16 protein-coding genes are annotated in these 14,548 nt (G+C 38.2%); 14 read left to right on the top strand and 2 right to left on the bottom strand.

Annotated elements, in window-relative coordinates; all coding sequences use genetic code 11:
* Nucleotides 1-68 precede the first annotated feature (68 nt).
* Together ACFX4N_RS15980 and ACFX4N_RS15975 are read left to right on the top strand one after the other, a co-directional pair.
* Complete coding sequence (locus ACFX4N_RS15980; protein WP_013058980.1) at nt 69-866, top strand: patatin-like phospholipase family protein; 798 nt, start codon at nt 69-71, stop codon at nt 864-866.
* On the top strand, nt 856-1,872 hold the full coding sequence (locus ACFX4N_RS15975) for a SepM family pheromone-processing serine protease (RefSeq protein ID WP_272812415.1): 1,017 nt from the start codon (nt 856-858) through the stop codon (nt 1,870-1,872). Before ACFX4N_RS15980 ends, ACFX4N_RS15975 begins: the two co-directional genes overlap by 11 nt.
* A 27-nt stretch (nt 1,873-1,899) precedes the next feature.
* Here the strand turns inward: ACFX4N_RS15975 and ACFX4N_RS15970 are convergent, their stop codons facing one another.
* The gene (locus ACFX4N_RS15970; protein WP_025750385.1) at nt 1,900-3,099 is read right to left on the bottom strand and encodes a nucleotidyltransferase; all 1,200 of its coding nucleotides are present in this window, start codon (nt 3,097-3,099) and stop codon (nt 1,900-1,902) included.
* A gap of 179 nt (nt 3,100-3,278) precedes the next feature.
* On the opposite strand from ACFX4N_RS15970, the gene ACFX4N_RS15965 reads away from it, so the two are divergent.
* The 4 genes from ACFX4N_RS15965 (at nt 3,279) to ACFX4N_RS15950 (ending at nt 5,753) form a co-directional block, all read left to right on the top strand.
* Nucleotides 3,279-3,797 (top strand): YceD family protein, encoded by a 519-nt coding sequence (locus tag ACFX4N_RS15965; RefSeq protein WP_013058977.1) that lies wholly within the window; start codon nt 3,279-3,281, stop codon nt 3,795-3,797.
* A 65-nt stretch (nt 3,798-3,862) separates the two neighbouring features.
* On the top strand, nt 3,863-4,036 hold the full coding sequence (gene rpmF / locus ACFX4N_RS15960; protein WP_013058976.1) for a 50S ribosomal protein L32: 174 nt from the start codon (nt 3,863-3,865) through the stop codon (nt 4,034-4,036).
* 168 nt (nt 4,037-4,204) lie between these two features.
* Nucleotides 4,205-4,972: an enoyl-CoA hydratase/isomerase family protein gene (locus ACFX4N_RS15955; protein WP_013084864.1), complete on the top strand. Its 768-nt coding sequence runs from the start codon at nt 4,205-4,207 to the stop codon at nt 4,970-4,972.
* Between the two features lie 178 nt (nt 4,973-5,150).
* Entirely contained in the window at nt 5,151-5,753 is a 603-nt protein-coding gene (locus tag ACFX4N_RS15950; RefSeq protein ID WP_013058974.1) for an RsfA family transcriptional regulator, read from the top strand.
* A gap of 81 nt (nt 5,754-5,834) precedes the next feature.
* Here the strand turns inward: ACFX4N_RS15950 and ACFX4N_RS15945 are convergent, their stop codons facing one another.
* Nucleotides 5,835-6,305: an N-acetyltransferase gene (locus tag ACFX4N_RS15945; protein WP_013058973.1), complete on the bottom strand. Its 471-nt coding sequence runs from the start codon at nt 6,303-6,305 to the stop codon at nt 5,835-5,837.
* Nucleotides 6,306-6,618: 313 nt separating this feature from the next.
* On the opposite strand from ACFX4N_RS15945, the gene ACFX4N_RS15940 reads away from it, so the two are divergent.
* From ACFX4N_RS15940 to ftsL, 8 genes are all read left to right on the top strand, one after another.
* Nucleotides 6,619-7,971 carry an acetyl-CoA carboxylase biotin carboxylase subunit gene (locus ACFX4N_RS15940; protein ID WP_013058972.1) on the top strand — a complete coding sequence of 451 codons (1,353 nt, stop codon included), beginning with the start codon at nt 6,619-6,621 and terminating at the stop codon, nt 7,969-7,971.
* On the top strand, nt 7,968-8,180 hold the full coding sequence (locus tag ACFX4N_RS15935; protein ID WP_013058971.1) for a biotin/lipoyl-containing protein: 213 nt from the start codon (nt 7,968-7,970) through the stop codon (nt 8,178-8,180). The genes ACFX4N_RS15940 and ACFX4N_RS15935 overlap by 4 nt, the downstream gene beginning before the upstream one ends.
* Nucleotides 8,181-8,199: 19 nt before the next feature.
* On the top strand, nt 8,200-9,741 hold the full coding sequence (locus tag ACFX4N_RS15930; protein WP_377261777.1) for an acyl-CoA carboxylase subunit beta: 1,542 nt from the start codon (nt 8,200-8,202) through the stop codon (nt 9,739-9,741).
* 158 nt (nt 9,742-9,899) lie between these two features.
* On the top strand, nt 9,900-10,781 hold the full coding sequence (locus tag ACFX4N_RS15925) for a 2-dehydropantoate 2-reductase (RefSeq protein WP_057273977.1): 882 nt from the start codon (nt 9,900-9,902) through the stop codon (nt 10,779-10,781).
* A 1-nt stretch (nt 10,782) separates the two neighbouring features.
* A complete protein-coding gene (locus ACFX4N_RS15920) occupies nt 10,783-11,166 on the top strand; it encodes a DUF3397 domain-containing protein (RefSeq protein ID WP_013058968.1) in 384 nt (127 codons plus the stop codon).
* A 90-nt stretch (nt 11,167-11,256) separates the two neighbouring features.
* Nucleotides 11,257-12,882 (top strand): bacillithiol biosynthesis cysteine-adding enzyme BshC, encoded by a 1,626-nt coding sequence (gene bshC, locus ACFX4N_RS15915; RefSeq protein ID WP_057273976.1) that lies wholly within the window; start codon nt 11,257-11,259, stop codon nt 12,880-12,882.
* Nucleotides 12,883-13,216: 334 nt separating this feature from the next.
* Nucleotides 13,217-14,152 carry a 16S rRNA (cytosine(1402)-N(4))-methyltransferase RsmH gene (gene rsmH / locus ACFX4N_RS15910; protein WP_013058966.1) on the top strand — a complete coding sequence of 312 codons (936 nt, stop codon included), beginning with the start codon at nt 13,217-13,219 and terminating at the stop codon, nt 14,150-14,152.
* Between the two features lie 33 nt (nt 14,153-14,185).
* Nucleotides 14,186-14,545 (top strand): cell division protein FtsL, encoded by a 360-nt coding sequence (ftsL, locus tag ACFX4N_RS15905; RefSeq protein WP_013058965.1) that lies wholly within the window; start codon nt 14,186-14,188, stop codon nt 14,543-14,545.
* The last annotated feature ends 3 nt before the right edge of the window (nt 14,546-14,548 follow it).

Genomic DNA, 14,548 nt, shown 5'->3' with positions numbered 1-14,548 from the left:
ATAGAGAAGCTCATCAAATGTTTTTACATTTTTAGAAGTCTATAAGGTAAAACGAGGGGGCAGGTAAAGTGGAAAGCCCAAAAATAGGAGTCGCGTTAGGCTCAGGTGGAGCTAGAGGTTTTGCACATTTAGGAGTAATCAAAACGCTAACAGAAAATAACATTCCTATTGATTTTCTAGCTGGCAGCAGCATGGGAGCTTTAGTTGGTGCACTATATGCGTCAGGTATTGAACTGGCAACTCTTTATAAAATGGCGCTAACGTTCAAACGAAAGTATTATTTGGATTTTACCGTGCCTAAAATGGGATTTATTACGGGCAACAGAGTAAAATCGCTGGTTCGCACCTTTACGCAAAATAGAACTATTGAACAGCTATCTATACCGTTTGCCATTGTAGCGACAGATTTAAAAACAGGAGAGAAAGTGGTGTTTAAAAAAGGACCTATCGCTGAAGCGGTCAGAGCAAGCATTTCAATTCCAGGAATCTTTGCTCCCGAAGTAATTGATGGACGATTGCTTGTAGACGGCGGGGTAGTGGACCGTATTCCTGTGTCAGTTGTAAAAGAAATGGGATCTGATATTGTCATTGGAGTCGATGTATCAAAAGCGAAAGTGAATGCAGAAATCAGCTCCATTTTTGATGTCATTATGCAAAGTTTAGATATTTTGCAAGATGAGCTAGTAGCTCATCGGACCATTGCTTCAGACATTATGATTCGTCCTAATCTCGATACTTTTAGTTCCAGAGCGTTTACAAACATTCAAGAAATGATTTCAATTGGTGAACAAGCAGCACATGAGCAGTTGCCTTCTATCCTGCAAGCAATTGATCATTGGAAGGAGAACAAAAAAAGTGAAATCTAGAATTAGAATTTTGGTATATTTGGCTGTTATTGCAGTGGTGGCAATGCTTTGTTTTTATCCTTTGCCATACTACATTACAAAGCCTGGAATGGCAGAAGAACTTGCGCCTATTATTAAGGTAGAAGATGGATACCATGAAAAAGGGACGTTTATGCTGACAACTGTAAGAATGGGCAGAGCAACTCCTCTTTCATATGGTCTTGCGAAAATACAGGACTTTCATGAAATTTTCCCTACAAAGCAAATTTTGCAGCAAGGTGAAAGCGATGAAGATTACTCGACAAGGCAATTACATATGATGGATACGTCAAAAAATGCCGCTATTTCAGTAGCATACGAAGCAGCTGGAAAGAGCGTTTCCTATCTCAATAAAGGCGTATATGTTACATATGTCGTAGAAAATATGCCTGCACATGGAAAACTTCATGTTGGAGATGTAGTGACGAAAGTAGACGAGAAAAAAATTCAAACTGCTGAGGACTTAATCAACTACGTATCGACTAAAAAAGCAGGAGATTCAGTATCAATTTATGTAAAAAGAGATGGCAAAGAAAGCAAACATACTCTAAAAGTTAAAGCATTCCCTGACGAGCCGAAACGAGTAGGCCTAGGAATTGCCTTAGAAACGAACCAAGAACTAAAAGTTAAGCCCGATATACATATTGATACTGAAAAAATAGGAGGGCCTTCAGCGGGACTGATGTTCTCGCTTGAAATTTATAATCAGCTTGTTAAAGAGGACATGACAAAAGGCCATCGCGTTGCAGGTACAGGGACTATCAATGATAAAGGAGAGGTAGGGCCAATCGGAGGTATTTCGCAAAAAATTGTAGCCGCAGATAAAGAAGGAGCAGAGATTTTCTTTGCACCAAATGAAAAAGGGGCTGCGGGCTCTAACTACCGAGAAGCAGTGAAGACAGCTAAAAAAATAGACAGTGATATGAAAATTGTACCCGTAGATTCATTTTCGGATGCGGTAACGTATTTAGAAAAGCTGAAACCATAAAAAAATCGTCTCTTGCAGACGATTTTTTTATGGCCAAATGATAGGAGGCTGCGTGTATTCTTGTTTCATAAATTGAGAGCGCAGAGGCTCTTGAAACGGCATACTATAAACATGTGTCGCTTTAATATCGGTATCAATTTCTTTTAGTTTACATTGCGATACAGTGGATACAATAGGAAGGGACAGCTTTTTCTTAATTGTTTTTAAATAGCCTTGTCCTGTCTTTGACATTCCCAATAAGCGAATGTAAGGATCAGCTTGTTGCATCTCACTTTTTGTTGTATTGGTTAAAAGGTGAACGCACATGCGCTGTAAACGGGTTCTCGTATATCGCTTCGTTTTAACATTTGTTAAAAAATCTTCAAATGAAGTAGCTGAAGAAATATAAGATAGGAGCCGATGTTCAATACCTTCTTCTATTTCATAAATACGCTGTAAGTCATAAAGCGGAGTAGTTAATAATTTGTATTTCAAAAATGGGAAATAATGCTCCCAATGATGAAACTGTCCGTGTGCTTGCTTGTAAGCTGTTAATTCATTTGCCGTACTAACTGGCATGTGCTTGCTCAGGTCCCCATGGCTGCTGCTGTCAAAAATAGCTTTACGTATGCTTGTAGCACTTGAAATAAAAGAGGAAGACAGGGAATCATCGTGATAATGTGATTGAATTCGAGTGATTGTATATGGTTTAATAGATGCATGCTGTTTTTTAATGGCAGCTACATAGCTCATTCCAAGCACATTATTTGGCTGAGATAGATCAATAGGAGCCTCCGTGAAAAGCTGTAAGAAAGCATTGGAAGCTGCTTTTGGATAACTGTTCCCTTTTTTCATCTCTTGTTGAATTAAAGCGGATAGTTCTGATTCATGAGCTTCGAGCAAATCAGCGGTGCGGGTAAATGAGTCAATATTGCCATTTTCGCTGCCAAAGCATACAAAGTCAGCGTGAAGGGATTCTAAAATAGAAATAGCGCCGCTTGCGAATGTTTCAGCTTTTTGAGTAGAAAAAGCATAGGGTAATTCAACGACTAAGTCTGCACCAGCGGCTAAAGCCATTCTTGTGCGGGACCATTTTGATACAAGAGCAGGCTCTCCGCGCTGCAAAAAGTGCCCGCTCATCACAGCAATCACACAATCTGCTCCGGTTTGTTGTTTCGCTTGCTGCAAATGATAAGCGTGTCCGTTATGAAAAGGATTATATTCGACAATTATTCCAACTGCTTGCATAATGTCTCCTTTTAATTTATTATTTTTAGTCTAGCTCTTTGTTTTAAAAACATTTTTTTATGAAAGTAAGAAATTTTTACAAAAAAGCATATTTAAGTACATTATAGTGTAAAGAAAAAATATTGACAAATAATCTTGTGAAAGCTATAATAACCTTTGTTGCCTTGAGGTGATTAACAATGAAATGGACAATACATCAATTGTATCAGTTGCAAAATAAAGGTCTAACATTCGATGAAGTGATTGACGGCAAAGAGTTTATGAATGCTGATCCTCAAATTCGTAGAATGTCAGATGTAAACGTGAAAGGAAGAGCCGACATTAGCTCTTCGAAAGTAACGTTTCACCTTAAAATTTCAGGAGAAATGACGTTGCCTTGTGCTCGTACATTAGTTGACGTTCCGTATCCGTTTGAAATTAACGCAACTGAAACGTTTTTATTGAATGTGAATGCTGATTATGAAGAAGATGCTGAAGTACGCATTGTAGAGGGAGAAACGGTTGATTTACAACCTTTGATTCAAGAGTTAATTATTGTTGAAATTCCTCTGCAGGTATTTAGTGAAAATCAGCAAGCGGCAGGAGCAGCTCCACAGTCAGGAAAAGACTGGGAAGTTGTTACCGAAGAAGAAAAGCAGGAAAAAGTAGATCCCCGCTTAGCCGTACTCGAAAATTTCTTTAAAGACAAAAAGAAATAAAAATGCGAAGATCCGGCTTTCGGGCCTTCATATGATTTTAAAATTCTTTTAAGGAGGTGGGAATAATGGCTGTACCTTTTAGAAGAACATCTAAAATGAAGAAAAGAACGCGTCGTACGCACTTTAAATTACAAGTTCCTGGTATGGTAGAGTGCCCAAATTGTGGTGAAATGAAACTATCACACCGCGTATGTAAAGCTTGTGGTACTTACAAAGGAAATGACGTAGTAAGCAAATAATTGCTTATTTAAATAAAAGACCCTCTTAAGGGTCTTTTATTTTTTTTGCCTTTTTTCCTTCTCTGCCCTTTGGAAGAGAAGGATTTTTCTTATAGAACAAGAACTCTTTTTAAATAAACAATTACTGTTGTAAAAGGATTCATACCTTGTCTATAGGGAGGAAAAAGCATGAAAAAAAGCGAGCTGTTTACTACAAGCCAAGGCATTGCTACGTTTGTGATTAATCGTCCTGAAAAGCGTAATGCCATTGATTATGATGTTATGAATGAACTGCAGCAAGCTGTAGATTATGTGAAACATGATCAGTTAGTAAAAGCTTTTGTAATTACAGGTGCTGGTTCAGATGCATTTTGCAGTGGAGGAGATTTAAGCGTATTTCATGAGCTCAAGACTTCGAAAGAGGCGTCTCAAATGTTAACGAAAATGGGGAAAATTCTTTATGAGATTTTAACACTCCCAAAACCAACAGTTGCTCTTTTGAATGGAACATCGGTTGGAGGAGGATGTGAGCTTGCGATTGCATGTGACTTCCGTATAAGTGCAACACATAGCGAAATGGGCTTTATTCAAGGGAATTTAGGGATTACAACAGGCTGGGGAGGAGGAACCATTCTTCTTGAAAAGCTGCGTTATCAAGAAGCGATGGAAATGATCTACAGTGCTCAGTTGTATGGAGTAGAACGAGCAAAGCAAATTGGATTTCTTTCCTATGTCACGTCGTTTAAAGAGCTAACTATGAGGTGTGAGGAGTGGTTAGCGCCTATCACTCATAAACCGACCCAGGTATTGCAAGCTTACAAAGAAATCGCTATTGAGAAATGGGAGCAAAGCCGGGTTTGGAATCGGATGGAACAAGAAATTCACCGCTGTTCGATATTGTGGGAGTCGCCTGAGCATGAAGAAGCGGTTCAAAAGGTCATCGTTAAAAAAACATAGTTATGAACTGCATTTCCATAGCAATATAGTTAATAAGCGAAAGATGAAAGAATCACGGGTTTCCCATTTTGCTTCAAAGTATATGAAAGATTTTCTTGATTGAGAAGAGGAACAATAGTCTATCTTATCTAGTAGGTGCATATTCATTTAATAAGTACGGATAAGGAGGGATAGAAAAATGACTTCTTCTCGTCAAGATGCATGGACTCATGATGAAGATTTATTACTCGCAGAAATTGTACTGCGTCATATACGTGAAGGTGGCACTCAGCTAGCTGCATTTGAAGAAGTGGGGAAGAAACTTACACGAACATCAGCAGCTTGTGGCTTCCGCTGGAATTCTTTTGTGCGCAAACAATACAAGACTGGTATTGATCTTGCGAAAAAACAGAGAAAAGAATTAAAAGCAAGAACTGTTTCAAAAGATGACGAGCAGCCTGCACGCTTATCATATATGGAAGCAGAGAAACATATTTCGCTTAATGAGGTAATTAAATATTTAGAAAATGTAGATCAAGGGCAAAGACATTCGTCAGAGCTTCTCGAAGCTAATGAAGAACTGCAGCAAAAGATTGAACGTTTACAAGAGAAAGTAACGATTTTGGAAAAAGAAAAAAAAGCTTTGCAAAACAACTTGTTAATTGTGGAAGATGACTATAAAGCTCTTATTGAAATTATGGAGAGGGCTCGTAAAATGGTTGTATTAAAAGAGGATGAAAAAAGTAGAAAAGTGAAATTTCAAGTGGATAAAAATTTAAATTTAGAAAAAGTTCAAAAGTAAAGCGATAGTTTGAATGCTCCCTACTTCATGTTGATCATATATACCACATAGATATAAAATAAACAGCTGGAAATCAGCTGTTTATTTTTGTTCGCTTACACCATTTGGTAGCCAAATAAGAGGGTTTTCTCCCAAATCGCGATCGATATCATACGTTACAGGTACGAACCCCATTTTTGACCAAAAATCACTCGATTTTACTCGTGGGCTTGTTTTGATAGGTAATTGAAAGGATTTGGCATATTCAACGAGTGTTTGACCTAATCCTTTGCGCTGAAAATCACTGAGCACTTCAAGTTTCCACACTTCAATATACGTTTGAGGCGGCTCGAAATATTGATCGTACTGTTTGTTTCGCTTATAGAGACTCATACGAGCCACTAAGCTATTTCCAAAATAAATGCCGTAAAACGGAGAATTTATTTCATTATCGGAAATCTTAGCATGTAATTCTTCTAGCATTGAAAGTTCTTGAATGCCATATTCTTTGAATTTCTTGAACTCTTCTAGCGTTTTAAAATTAATTTTTAAATGCTTCACTTCGTAATTCATCCTATATCCCCCTTGTTATGTCTCCTTGCTAGGCGAACGAACTGGCTTGGTTCGTTCATCTAATATTATATAACAAAAATACAAAATATTCTGTTTTCATGATTGGTGAACGAATGTTCAATGCGCATAAAGAAAAATGAATTCTTTCAGTTAAATACGAAGAATACATTACTATAAGCATCAATTTTTAGAAAGGAAGCAAAAGGAAAGGGAGATTCAAATAGAAAGCGTTTTCAAAAATTGTAGAGGAGTTTTAAAATTATTGTAGAATTATATGGGGGAAAGTAGAAATTTGAGGAAAGGGGAGAGAAAGGTGAAAAAAATACTGATTGCAAATCGAGGAGAAATTGCTCTTCGTATTATTCATACATGCAAACAAATGGGCATTGAAACGGTGGCTGTCTATTCCGATGCAGATGCAGAACTTCCTTATGTTCAAGCGGCTACAAAAGCACGTCGAATTGGAGAGCCTCCTGTGCAAAAGTCATATTTGAATGTAGAAGAATTGCTGCGAATTAGTCATGAAGAAAAGGTAGATGCCATTCATCCTGGATATGGATTTTTATCGGAAAATAGTGCATTTGCTAAAAGAGCGATTGATGAAGGTTTTTGTTTTATCGGTCCTTCTCCCGAAATCATTTCGATGATGGGCGACAAAATTGCTGCTCGTGCCGCGATGAAAGAAGCGGGTGTACCTGTTGTCCCCGGCAGCCAAGGCGATGTGACGTCAGTTGAAGAGGCTTGTAAAGTAGCGAGTCTAATTGGATATCCCGTTATGTTAAAAGCAAGCGGAGGCGGCGGAGGAATTGGGATGGTGCGCTGCGATAACGAAGAAGCAGTAAAACAAGTGTATGCCTCAACAAAAGCAAGAGCAAAAGCATATTTTGGTCAAGAAGGAATGTTTATTGAAAAGCTTATCACAAATGCAAAACATATCGAAGTACAGGTGTTTGGAGATCAGCATGGTAATGTCGTTCATCTTTTTGAACGCGATTGTTCCGTACAAAGAAGAAATCAGAAAGTGATTGAAGAAGCCCCTGCGCTTTCTTTAAAAGAAAGTACGCGACAAGCCATGCAAAACCAAGCCGTTCAAGCGGCTAAAGCAATCGGATATTATAATGCAGGTACGGTGGAGTTTATCGTGGATGAAGACGAAAATTTTTATTTTCTTGAAATGAACACGCGGCTGCAAGTTGAGCATCCGATCACCGAGCAAATTGCAGGGGTCGATTTAGTTAAGTGGCAGATCTTAGCTGCGCGCGGAGAAAAGCTTCCTCGTGTGCAAGAGGAAATAGCAGCAAATAACTATGCCATTGAATTTCGAATTTATGCAGAAGATCCGTTTACTTTTTTACCGGCTCCAGGAAAAATTACGGGTTATCACTTGCCGGAGCGAACCTATGCGCGCGTAGACAGCGGCTACAGTGATATGAATGCGGTTACACCTTTTTATGATCCAATGATTGCAAAAGTTATCATTACTGGTCGTACGCGTTCAAATGCAATTGAACTAGCTAAATCATATTTTACGGAAGCTGTTGTAGAGGGAATCAAAACGAATATTCCTCTATTTAAGCAGTTGTTAAATGAAGAGTTATATGAAAAAGGCACCTATAACACATCGTTATTATCAACAGTATTAAATAAAGGAGGAGCACCACAATGAGTGAAATCAAAGCGACAATGGCAGGCATGGTATTTAATGTGTTTGTTCAGCAAGGTGCAAGTGTAGCCAAAGGAGAAGTTGTTGTTGTATTAGAATCTATGAAAATGGAAATTCCTATTGAAAGCGATCAAGCTGGTATTGCAGAGACTGTCCATATAGCCGTGGGGGATTTTGTGAACGAAGGCGACGTTTTGGTGACTATTTCATAACTCATAAAGGAGAGATATCATGATACATACAGGTGAATCTCAGAAAAAATATGATGAAAATCGTCAAAAAGTAGAGCGTGGCAACGCGGAGAAGTACAAAGAGAAACTTGCAACACAACAGAAGCTGTTTGTAAGAGATCGTTTAGCGCTTTTATTTGATGACGGGAAATATGAAGAAGACGGCATGTTTGCAAATAATAAAGCCGAAGGGTTGCCGGCAGACGGTGTTGTAACTGCAATTGGAAAAGTAAACGGTGAAACGGTTTGTGTAATGGCTAATGACTCTACTGTAAAAGCAGGGTCTTGGGGGGCCAGAACAGTAGAGAAAATTATTCGGATTCAAGAAGTAGCAGAAAAACTGCATGTGCCTTTGCTGTACCTAGTGGATTCTGCAGGAGCACGTATTACGGATCAATTAGATATGTTTCCAAACCGCCGAGGCGCTGGACGGATCTTTCACAATCAAGTAAAACTTTCCGGCGTCATTCCTCAAATTTGTTTGCTTTTCGGTCCGTCAGCAGCTGGAGGGGCATATATCCCTGCATTTTGTGATATTGTTGTGATGGTAGATGGAAACGCTTCTATGTACTTAGGTTCGCCGCGTATGGCCGAAGCTGTTATTGGAGAAAAGGTTACGCTAGAGGAAATGGGAGGAGCACATATGCACTGCAGCATTAGCGGATGTGGAGATGTGTTAGCTTATTCTGAAGAAGAAGCTATTTCGTATGCCAAATCTTATTTAACCTACTTTCCACAAAACTATCAAGAGAAGCCTAAAGTACAAAAAGCTAAAGAGCCTAAGCAGACAAAGGATTTAGTAGAACTAATTCCGGAGAATCAAAATGTTCCATTTGATATCTATGAAGCAATTGATACCCTTATTGACGAAGGGAGCTTCTTTGAAGTGAAAAAACTGTTTGCCGCCGAATTGGTAACAGGGCTTGCACGAATAGATGGAAAAGTAGTAGGGATTATTGCCAATCAGCCGAAGGTCAAAGGAGGAGTGCTGTTTGTAGATTCAGCAGATAAAGGCGCAAAATTTATTCAACTGTGCGATGCCTTCCATATTCCTTTGCTATTTTTAGCGGATGTACCTGGATTTATGATTGGAACCAAAGTAGAAAGAGCAGGCATCATTAGACATGGAGCAAAATTGATTGCAGCGATGAGTTCAGCTACAGTTCCTAAAATTTCCGTAGTCATGCGCAAAGCTTATGGCGCAGGGCTTTACGCTATGGCTGGTCCAGCTTTTGAACCGGATTGCTGCCTTGCATTACCTACTGCTCAAATTGCCGTAATGGGTCCTGAAGCGGCAGTAAATGCCGTCTATTCTAATAAAATTAATGAAATTGAAGATCCCAAAGAGCGGTTTATGTTTGTTAAACAGAAACAGCAGGAGTATAAAGAACACATTGATATCTATACGCTGGCTTCTGAACTTATTATTGACGACATCGTTCCTACTAACGAACTGCGTCGAACTTTAATTGATCGCTTTCGATTATATGAAACAAAGAATGTGACCTTTAGCCGTCGTAAACATCCGGTGTATCCCGTATAATAGAAAAAAACGGGATCACTCTAAATAATTTACAATAAGCCCGGTGATTTTTAATCACACGGGCTATATGAATAGGTAAAATTTAAAGAATGCATTTAATTCAAAGCATTTTTTTGCTAAAATGAAACTCAATAATAGAAAGAGGAACAAAAAATACGATGAAAACTATAGGTATTATTGGAGGCGGATCATTAGGTCTGTTGTTTAGCGCGTATTTATCAGATTGTTATGATGTAACCTTGTACACGAAAACAAAAACTCAAGCAAAGTGTATTAACGAGAATGGAATTACCTTACATAGACAAGGGGAACATCACACTAAAAAAGTCAGTGCTATCCCTCTGGAAAAAAACATAAAAGAAGCAGATTTAATCATTATTACTGTAAAACAGTATCATTTAAAAGAGATAATTCCTTTTATCCAAACCCTTACTATACATACTCCCCTTTTGTTTATCCAAAACGGTATGAGCCATATTGAAATTCTCAAAAATCTCCCGCAGCGCACTCTCTATTTGGGTACAGTTGAACACGGGGCAATGCGTACAAATATGGATAGCGTCCATCATACAGGAATAGGAACAACCCGTATTGCTTCGTACAGAGGAGAAATGGAGTCTATCTTGCCAATTGTGAATTTTCCTTGGGTGATTGAAACAGATTGGTATGCGATGCTGGTGAAGAAATTAGTTGTAAATGCGCTCATCAATCCTCTTACGGCGCTGTATCGGGTAAAAAATGGGCAGCTGATTCACAACAGCTACTTTTATAAAACGATGCGTCTATTGTTTGAAGAGATTGCGGCTGTGTTAAAACTGGATTCAGCTTTTAATTATTGGGAAAATGCGCTGGGGGTTTGTTCACGCACGAGTACAAATCAATCTTCTATGCTAAAAGATATACAGGAGGGGCGGCAAACAGAAATTGATGCTATTTTAGGCTATATCCAAACACAAGCTGCTGAAAAAAGAACGTCGACGCCTATTGTTGACTTTTTATATGGGTCAATAAAAGGAATCGAAGAAGAAAAGGGTGATTAACATGGGAAGTTTTATTGCTGGAGTTTTTGCGACGTTTGTCACTCTGCCGCTCGTTGGTTTTTTTATTCTATACATGCTTTTACGCAAACTGACGAAAAATAAAAGGAAATCTGTCCACATAGCAACGTACATTACTACGGTTTTTCTTATTTTATCCGTGCATTATGCAGCTGTGGAAATTTTCGGGCACTCTTTTTTGTGGTTGATTGCGTTAGTCCTTTTAGTTGTAGCAATGATTATGATGTTTGTACATTGGAAAGTCAAACATGACTTAGAAATGAAGCTTATTGCGAAAGGGTTCTTTCGGATGAATTTTGTTTTGTTTCTTATTGCACATATTGTATTAAATATAGGTGGAATCGCTTTTCGTATTTCCTCTCTGTAAAGCATGTTACTAGACGTGAGCAGTTACATTATGGATAATGAAGCTATATGTAGAGAATATAAGTATTAGGAAAAGAAAGGAAGTTCTTTCATGGAGATTACAGACGTCTCTTTAAAGGCGGGAAACAAACTAACGAACGATTACATAAAAGGTGAAAAGCAAGCACTTTCCTTTTTTCATTATAATATACACGAAAAAGACGTATATGAAAAACGTTTAGCGGATGTTCAAAAGCAGTCTTATCCAAGAGAACAGCTTGCTGAGTATCTGCTTGATTTTAATAAGCGCTACGGAGCATCTTCTAAGACGATTGAAAATATTGAAAAGCTAAAAGATCCTAACAGCGTAGTGGTCGTTGGAGGTCAGCAAGCGGGGCTGCTTACGGGTCCTTTGTACACCATTCATAAAGTGATTTCAATTGTGCTCCTAGCTAAACAACAAGAGGAAGCTTTAAACGTGCCCGTGCTTCCGGTATTTTGGATTGCTGGAGAAGATCATGATTTTGCTGAGATCAACCATGTATACACAGAGCATAAAAACCAGCTTTTAAAGAAAACGCTAAAGCATTCTTTAAAGAAAAAGCAAATGGTTTCTCAAATCGAACTAGACCATGAAGCCTGTATAAGCTGGGTTCGTGATGTATTTCAAACGTTTAACGAAACGGCGCATACAAACCAGGTATTACACTTTGTTTTAGAGGCGTTAGATAAATCACGTACCTATGTCGATTTCTTTGCTCATTTGGTTACCACAATGTTCGCAGAGTCAGGTCTTATTTTAATGGATGCAGCCTCTAAAGAAGTGCGCAGCATTGAATCTTCTTTCTTTGTGACGTTAATTGAACAAAATGACAAATTATCGTCAGCCGTCATGGAACAGCAAACAGAGATTCAAAAACAATACGGACGAATGATTGAAGTGGGAGAAGAAACGGCTCATCTCTTTTATTCACACAACGAAAACAGAGTACTTTTAGAAAGAGATGCAGAACAAGAGCAGTTTGTTGGAAAGCAAAATGAACTCGCGCTGTCTAAAGAAGAGCTGGTTCAAATTGCTAAACAAACGCCTGAGCTTCTTAGTAACAACGTTGTGACTAGACCCCTTATGCAGGAGTACTTACTTCCTACCCTTGCGTTTATTGCAGGTCCCGGGGAAGTAGCGTATTGGGCAGAGCTTGAAAAAGCATTTTCTTTATTTAGCTTTAAAATGCCTCCCGTGGTCCCTAGGTTATCCTATGCAATCGTAGAAAGACATATCGAGAAGTATATGGATGAACTTCAGTTAGACCTTTCGAACGTAGTGAACGAAGGCGTAGATGCAGAGAGGGAGCACTGGCTTAAGACGGAAGTTCACAACCCATACGAAATGTATTTTGAAAAAGCGAAAGAAGATTTCGAAAAAATTCATAAAACTCTTCGTGAAAATATTCAAAAAGAAGACAAAACATTTGATGAAGTCATGCTTAAAAATCGAGGGATTATTCAAAAGCAGTTTGAAACCATTCAAAAGATTGTCGAATCCAAACAGCTAATTAAGCACGATGTGAAGCATTCAAAATATGCTCAAGTTGAACTTGCTCTTCGTCCCTACAACGCTCCACAGGAACGCATGTGGAATATTATGTATTATTTAAACGGTTATGGTATGCAATTTGTGTCAGATTTACTAAGTGCTGAAGTCGAATTAAATCACCAGTTAAAAGTCTGTTATGTCTAATAAAATCCTGCTGAAAAGCAGGATTTTTATTTTGGAAAAGAGAAAAAGTCTACAAGGTGAATGTCAACCAATTGAATCCTTATAAGGTATTTATTTCTAATTGCGCAAAAAAACCTTATATTCCTTACATTTTATTCTACGAATATGTCCTACTTTTAACAAAATGACACTATTTGTGACAAAAAGACAAAATTCTACTTAATTCTTATATAAATAGCTGAAATAATGTTGAACTTTGATATATAATATAAACGTGTATATATATCAAAGAAAAACACCGTTTTTTGCTTTTTGTATACATAACTAAGTAGTTTAGAAAGAAGTAGGTGTCATAATGTTTAATCACACAACTGTTTTGCTTAAAGAAGCAGCGGAAGGCTTAAATATTAAGCCGGATGGAGTATATGTCGACTGCACGCTTGGCGGAGCAGGTCATAGTGAATATATCGTAAAACAGCTATCAGAAAAAGGGAAATTAATTGCGTTTGATCAAGACGATGTCGCTCTTGCAAATGCAAAAGAGAAATTGGCCCCGTATCTAGACAGAGTTATTCTAATCAAAAGTAATTTTCGCTATTTAAAAGAGCAGCTAATGAAACATGGAATTGAAGAAGTAGACGGAGTATTGTTTGACCTCGGAGTCTCGTCTCCTCAGTTGGATACACCAGAGCGAGGGTTCAGCTTTCATCATGATGCCCCGCTTGATATGCGCATGGATCAAAACTCAATGTTTTCTGCGTACAACGTAGTAAATGAATGGCCTTATGAAAAACTTGTAAAAATCTTTTTCCAATACGGAGAAGAAAAGTTTTCGAAACAAATTGCCCGCAAAATTGAAGCGTATCGAGAGTCTAAACCAATTGAAACAACGCTAGAGCTGGTTGATCTTATTAAAGATGGTATTCCAGCGCCAGCTAGACGAACGGGTGGACATCCGGCAAAACGAATTTTCCAGGCTATTCGAATTGCTGTAAATGATGAGCTTCAAGTATTTGAAGATGCAATTGAACAGGCTATGGATGTGATCAAAAAAGGTGGACGTGTAAGTGTTATTACCTTCCACTCACTTGAAGATCGAATTTGTAAAGTTGCGTTTAAAAATGCAAGCACGGTTCCGCAGCTTCCGCATGGACTGCCAATTATTCCAGAAGAATTTAAACCTAAAATGAAAGTTATTACAAGAAAACCTATTTTACCTTCAGAAGAAGAGATAGAAGAAAATAAGCGCGCGCGTTCGGCAAAGCTTCGAATTGTTGAGAAATTAGTGTAATTAAAGGGTTTTATCAAAGAGGAGGGGACGAGAATGAACAATGTAGCATACAAAGTAAGAGAGCAAGATCAGCAGCAGAAGCAGCAAAAGACGGTACGTCAAGTTGTTCGGAAGACAAAAAGAAAAATCACGGTTGGTGAAAAAATTGTGTATTCTGGATTTGTCGCACTCATGCTGTTTGGGTCTGTGCAAATCATTTCAAATCAATCTTCGCTTTATAGCATCAGTGAAGAAGTGCAATCACTCGATGGAAAGATTGACAAGCAAGAAGCAAAAAACAATGAGTTAAAATTACAGGTAACAGAGTTAAGTGCATACGATCGTATTTGGACAAAAGCAAAAGAACTTGGACTAAAATTGAATGAAAATAACGTAAAAGTCGTTAACGATTAATTG

It is taken from the genome of Priestia sp. YIM B13551 (assembly GCF_042787905.1).
GTDB lineage: Bacteria > Bacillota > Bacilli > Bacillales > Bacillaceae_H > Priestia.
Note: the sequence above shows the minus strand (reverse complement) of the source record. Positions and strands in the feature narration are given on the sequence as shown.

Bases quoted from the DNA above. Each gene is read 5' to 3' on its own strand.
- ACFX4N_RS15970 (WP_025750385.1), bottom strand. From the start codon at position 3,099: ATGCAAGCAGTTGGAATAATTGTCGAATATAATCCTTTTCATAACGGA.
- ACFX4N_RS15965 (WP_013058977.1), top strand. From the start codon at position 3,279: ATGAAATGGACAATACATCAATTGTATCAGTTGCAAAATAAAGGTCTA.
- ACFX4N_RS15920 (WP_013058968.1), top strand. From the start codon at position 10,783: ATGGGAAGTTTTATTGCTGGAGTTTTTGCGACGTTTGTCACTCTGCCG.
- bshC (WP_057273976.1), top strand. From the start codon at position 11,257: ATGGAGATTACAGACGTCTCTTTAAAGGCGGGAAACAAACTAACGAAC.
- ftsL (WP_013058965.1), top strand. From the start codon at position 14,186: ATGAACAATGTAGCATACAAAGTAAGAGAGCAAGATCAGCAGCAGAAG.
- ACFX4N_RS15950 (WP_013058974.1), top strand. From the start codon at position 5,151: ATGACTTCTTCTCGTCAAGATGCATGGACTCATGATGAAGATTTATTA.
- ACFX4N_RS15930 (WP_377261777.1), top strand. From the start codon at position 8,200: ATGATACATACAGGTGAATCTCAGAAAAAATATGATGAAAATCGTCAA.
- rsmH (WP_013058966.1), top strand. From the start codon at position 13,217: ATGTTTAATCACACAACTGTTTTGCTTAAAGAAGCAGCGGAAGGCTTA.
- ACFX4N_RS15945 (WP_013058973.1), bottom strand. From the start codon at position 6,305: ATGAATTACGAAGTGAAGCATTTAAAAATTAATTTTAAAACGCTAGAA.
- ACFX4N_RS15935 (WP_013058971.1), top strand. From the start codon at position 7,968: ATGAGTGAAATCAAAGCGACAATGGCAGGCATGGTATTTAATGTGTTT.
- ACFX4N_RS15925 (WP_057273977.1), top strand. From the start codon at position 9,900: ATGAAAACTATAGGTATTATTGGAGGCGGATCATTAGGTCTGTTGTTT.
- rpmF (WP_013058976.1), top strand. From the start codon at position 3,863: ATGGCTGTACCTTTTAGAAGAACATCTAAAATGAAGAAAAGAACGCGT.
- ACFX4N_RS15955 (WP_013084864.1), top strand. From the start codon at position 4,205: ATGAAAAAAAGCGAGCTGTTTACTACAAGCCAAGGCATTGCTACGTTT.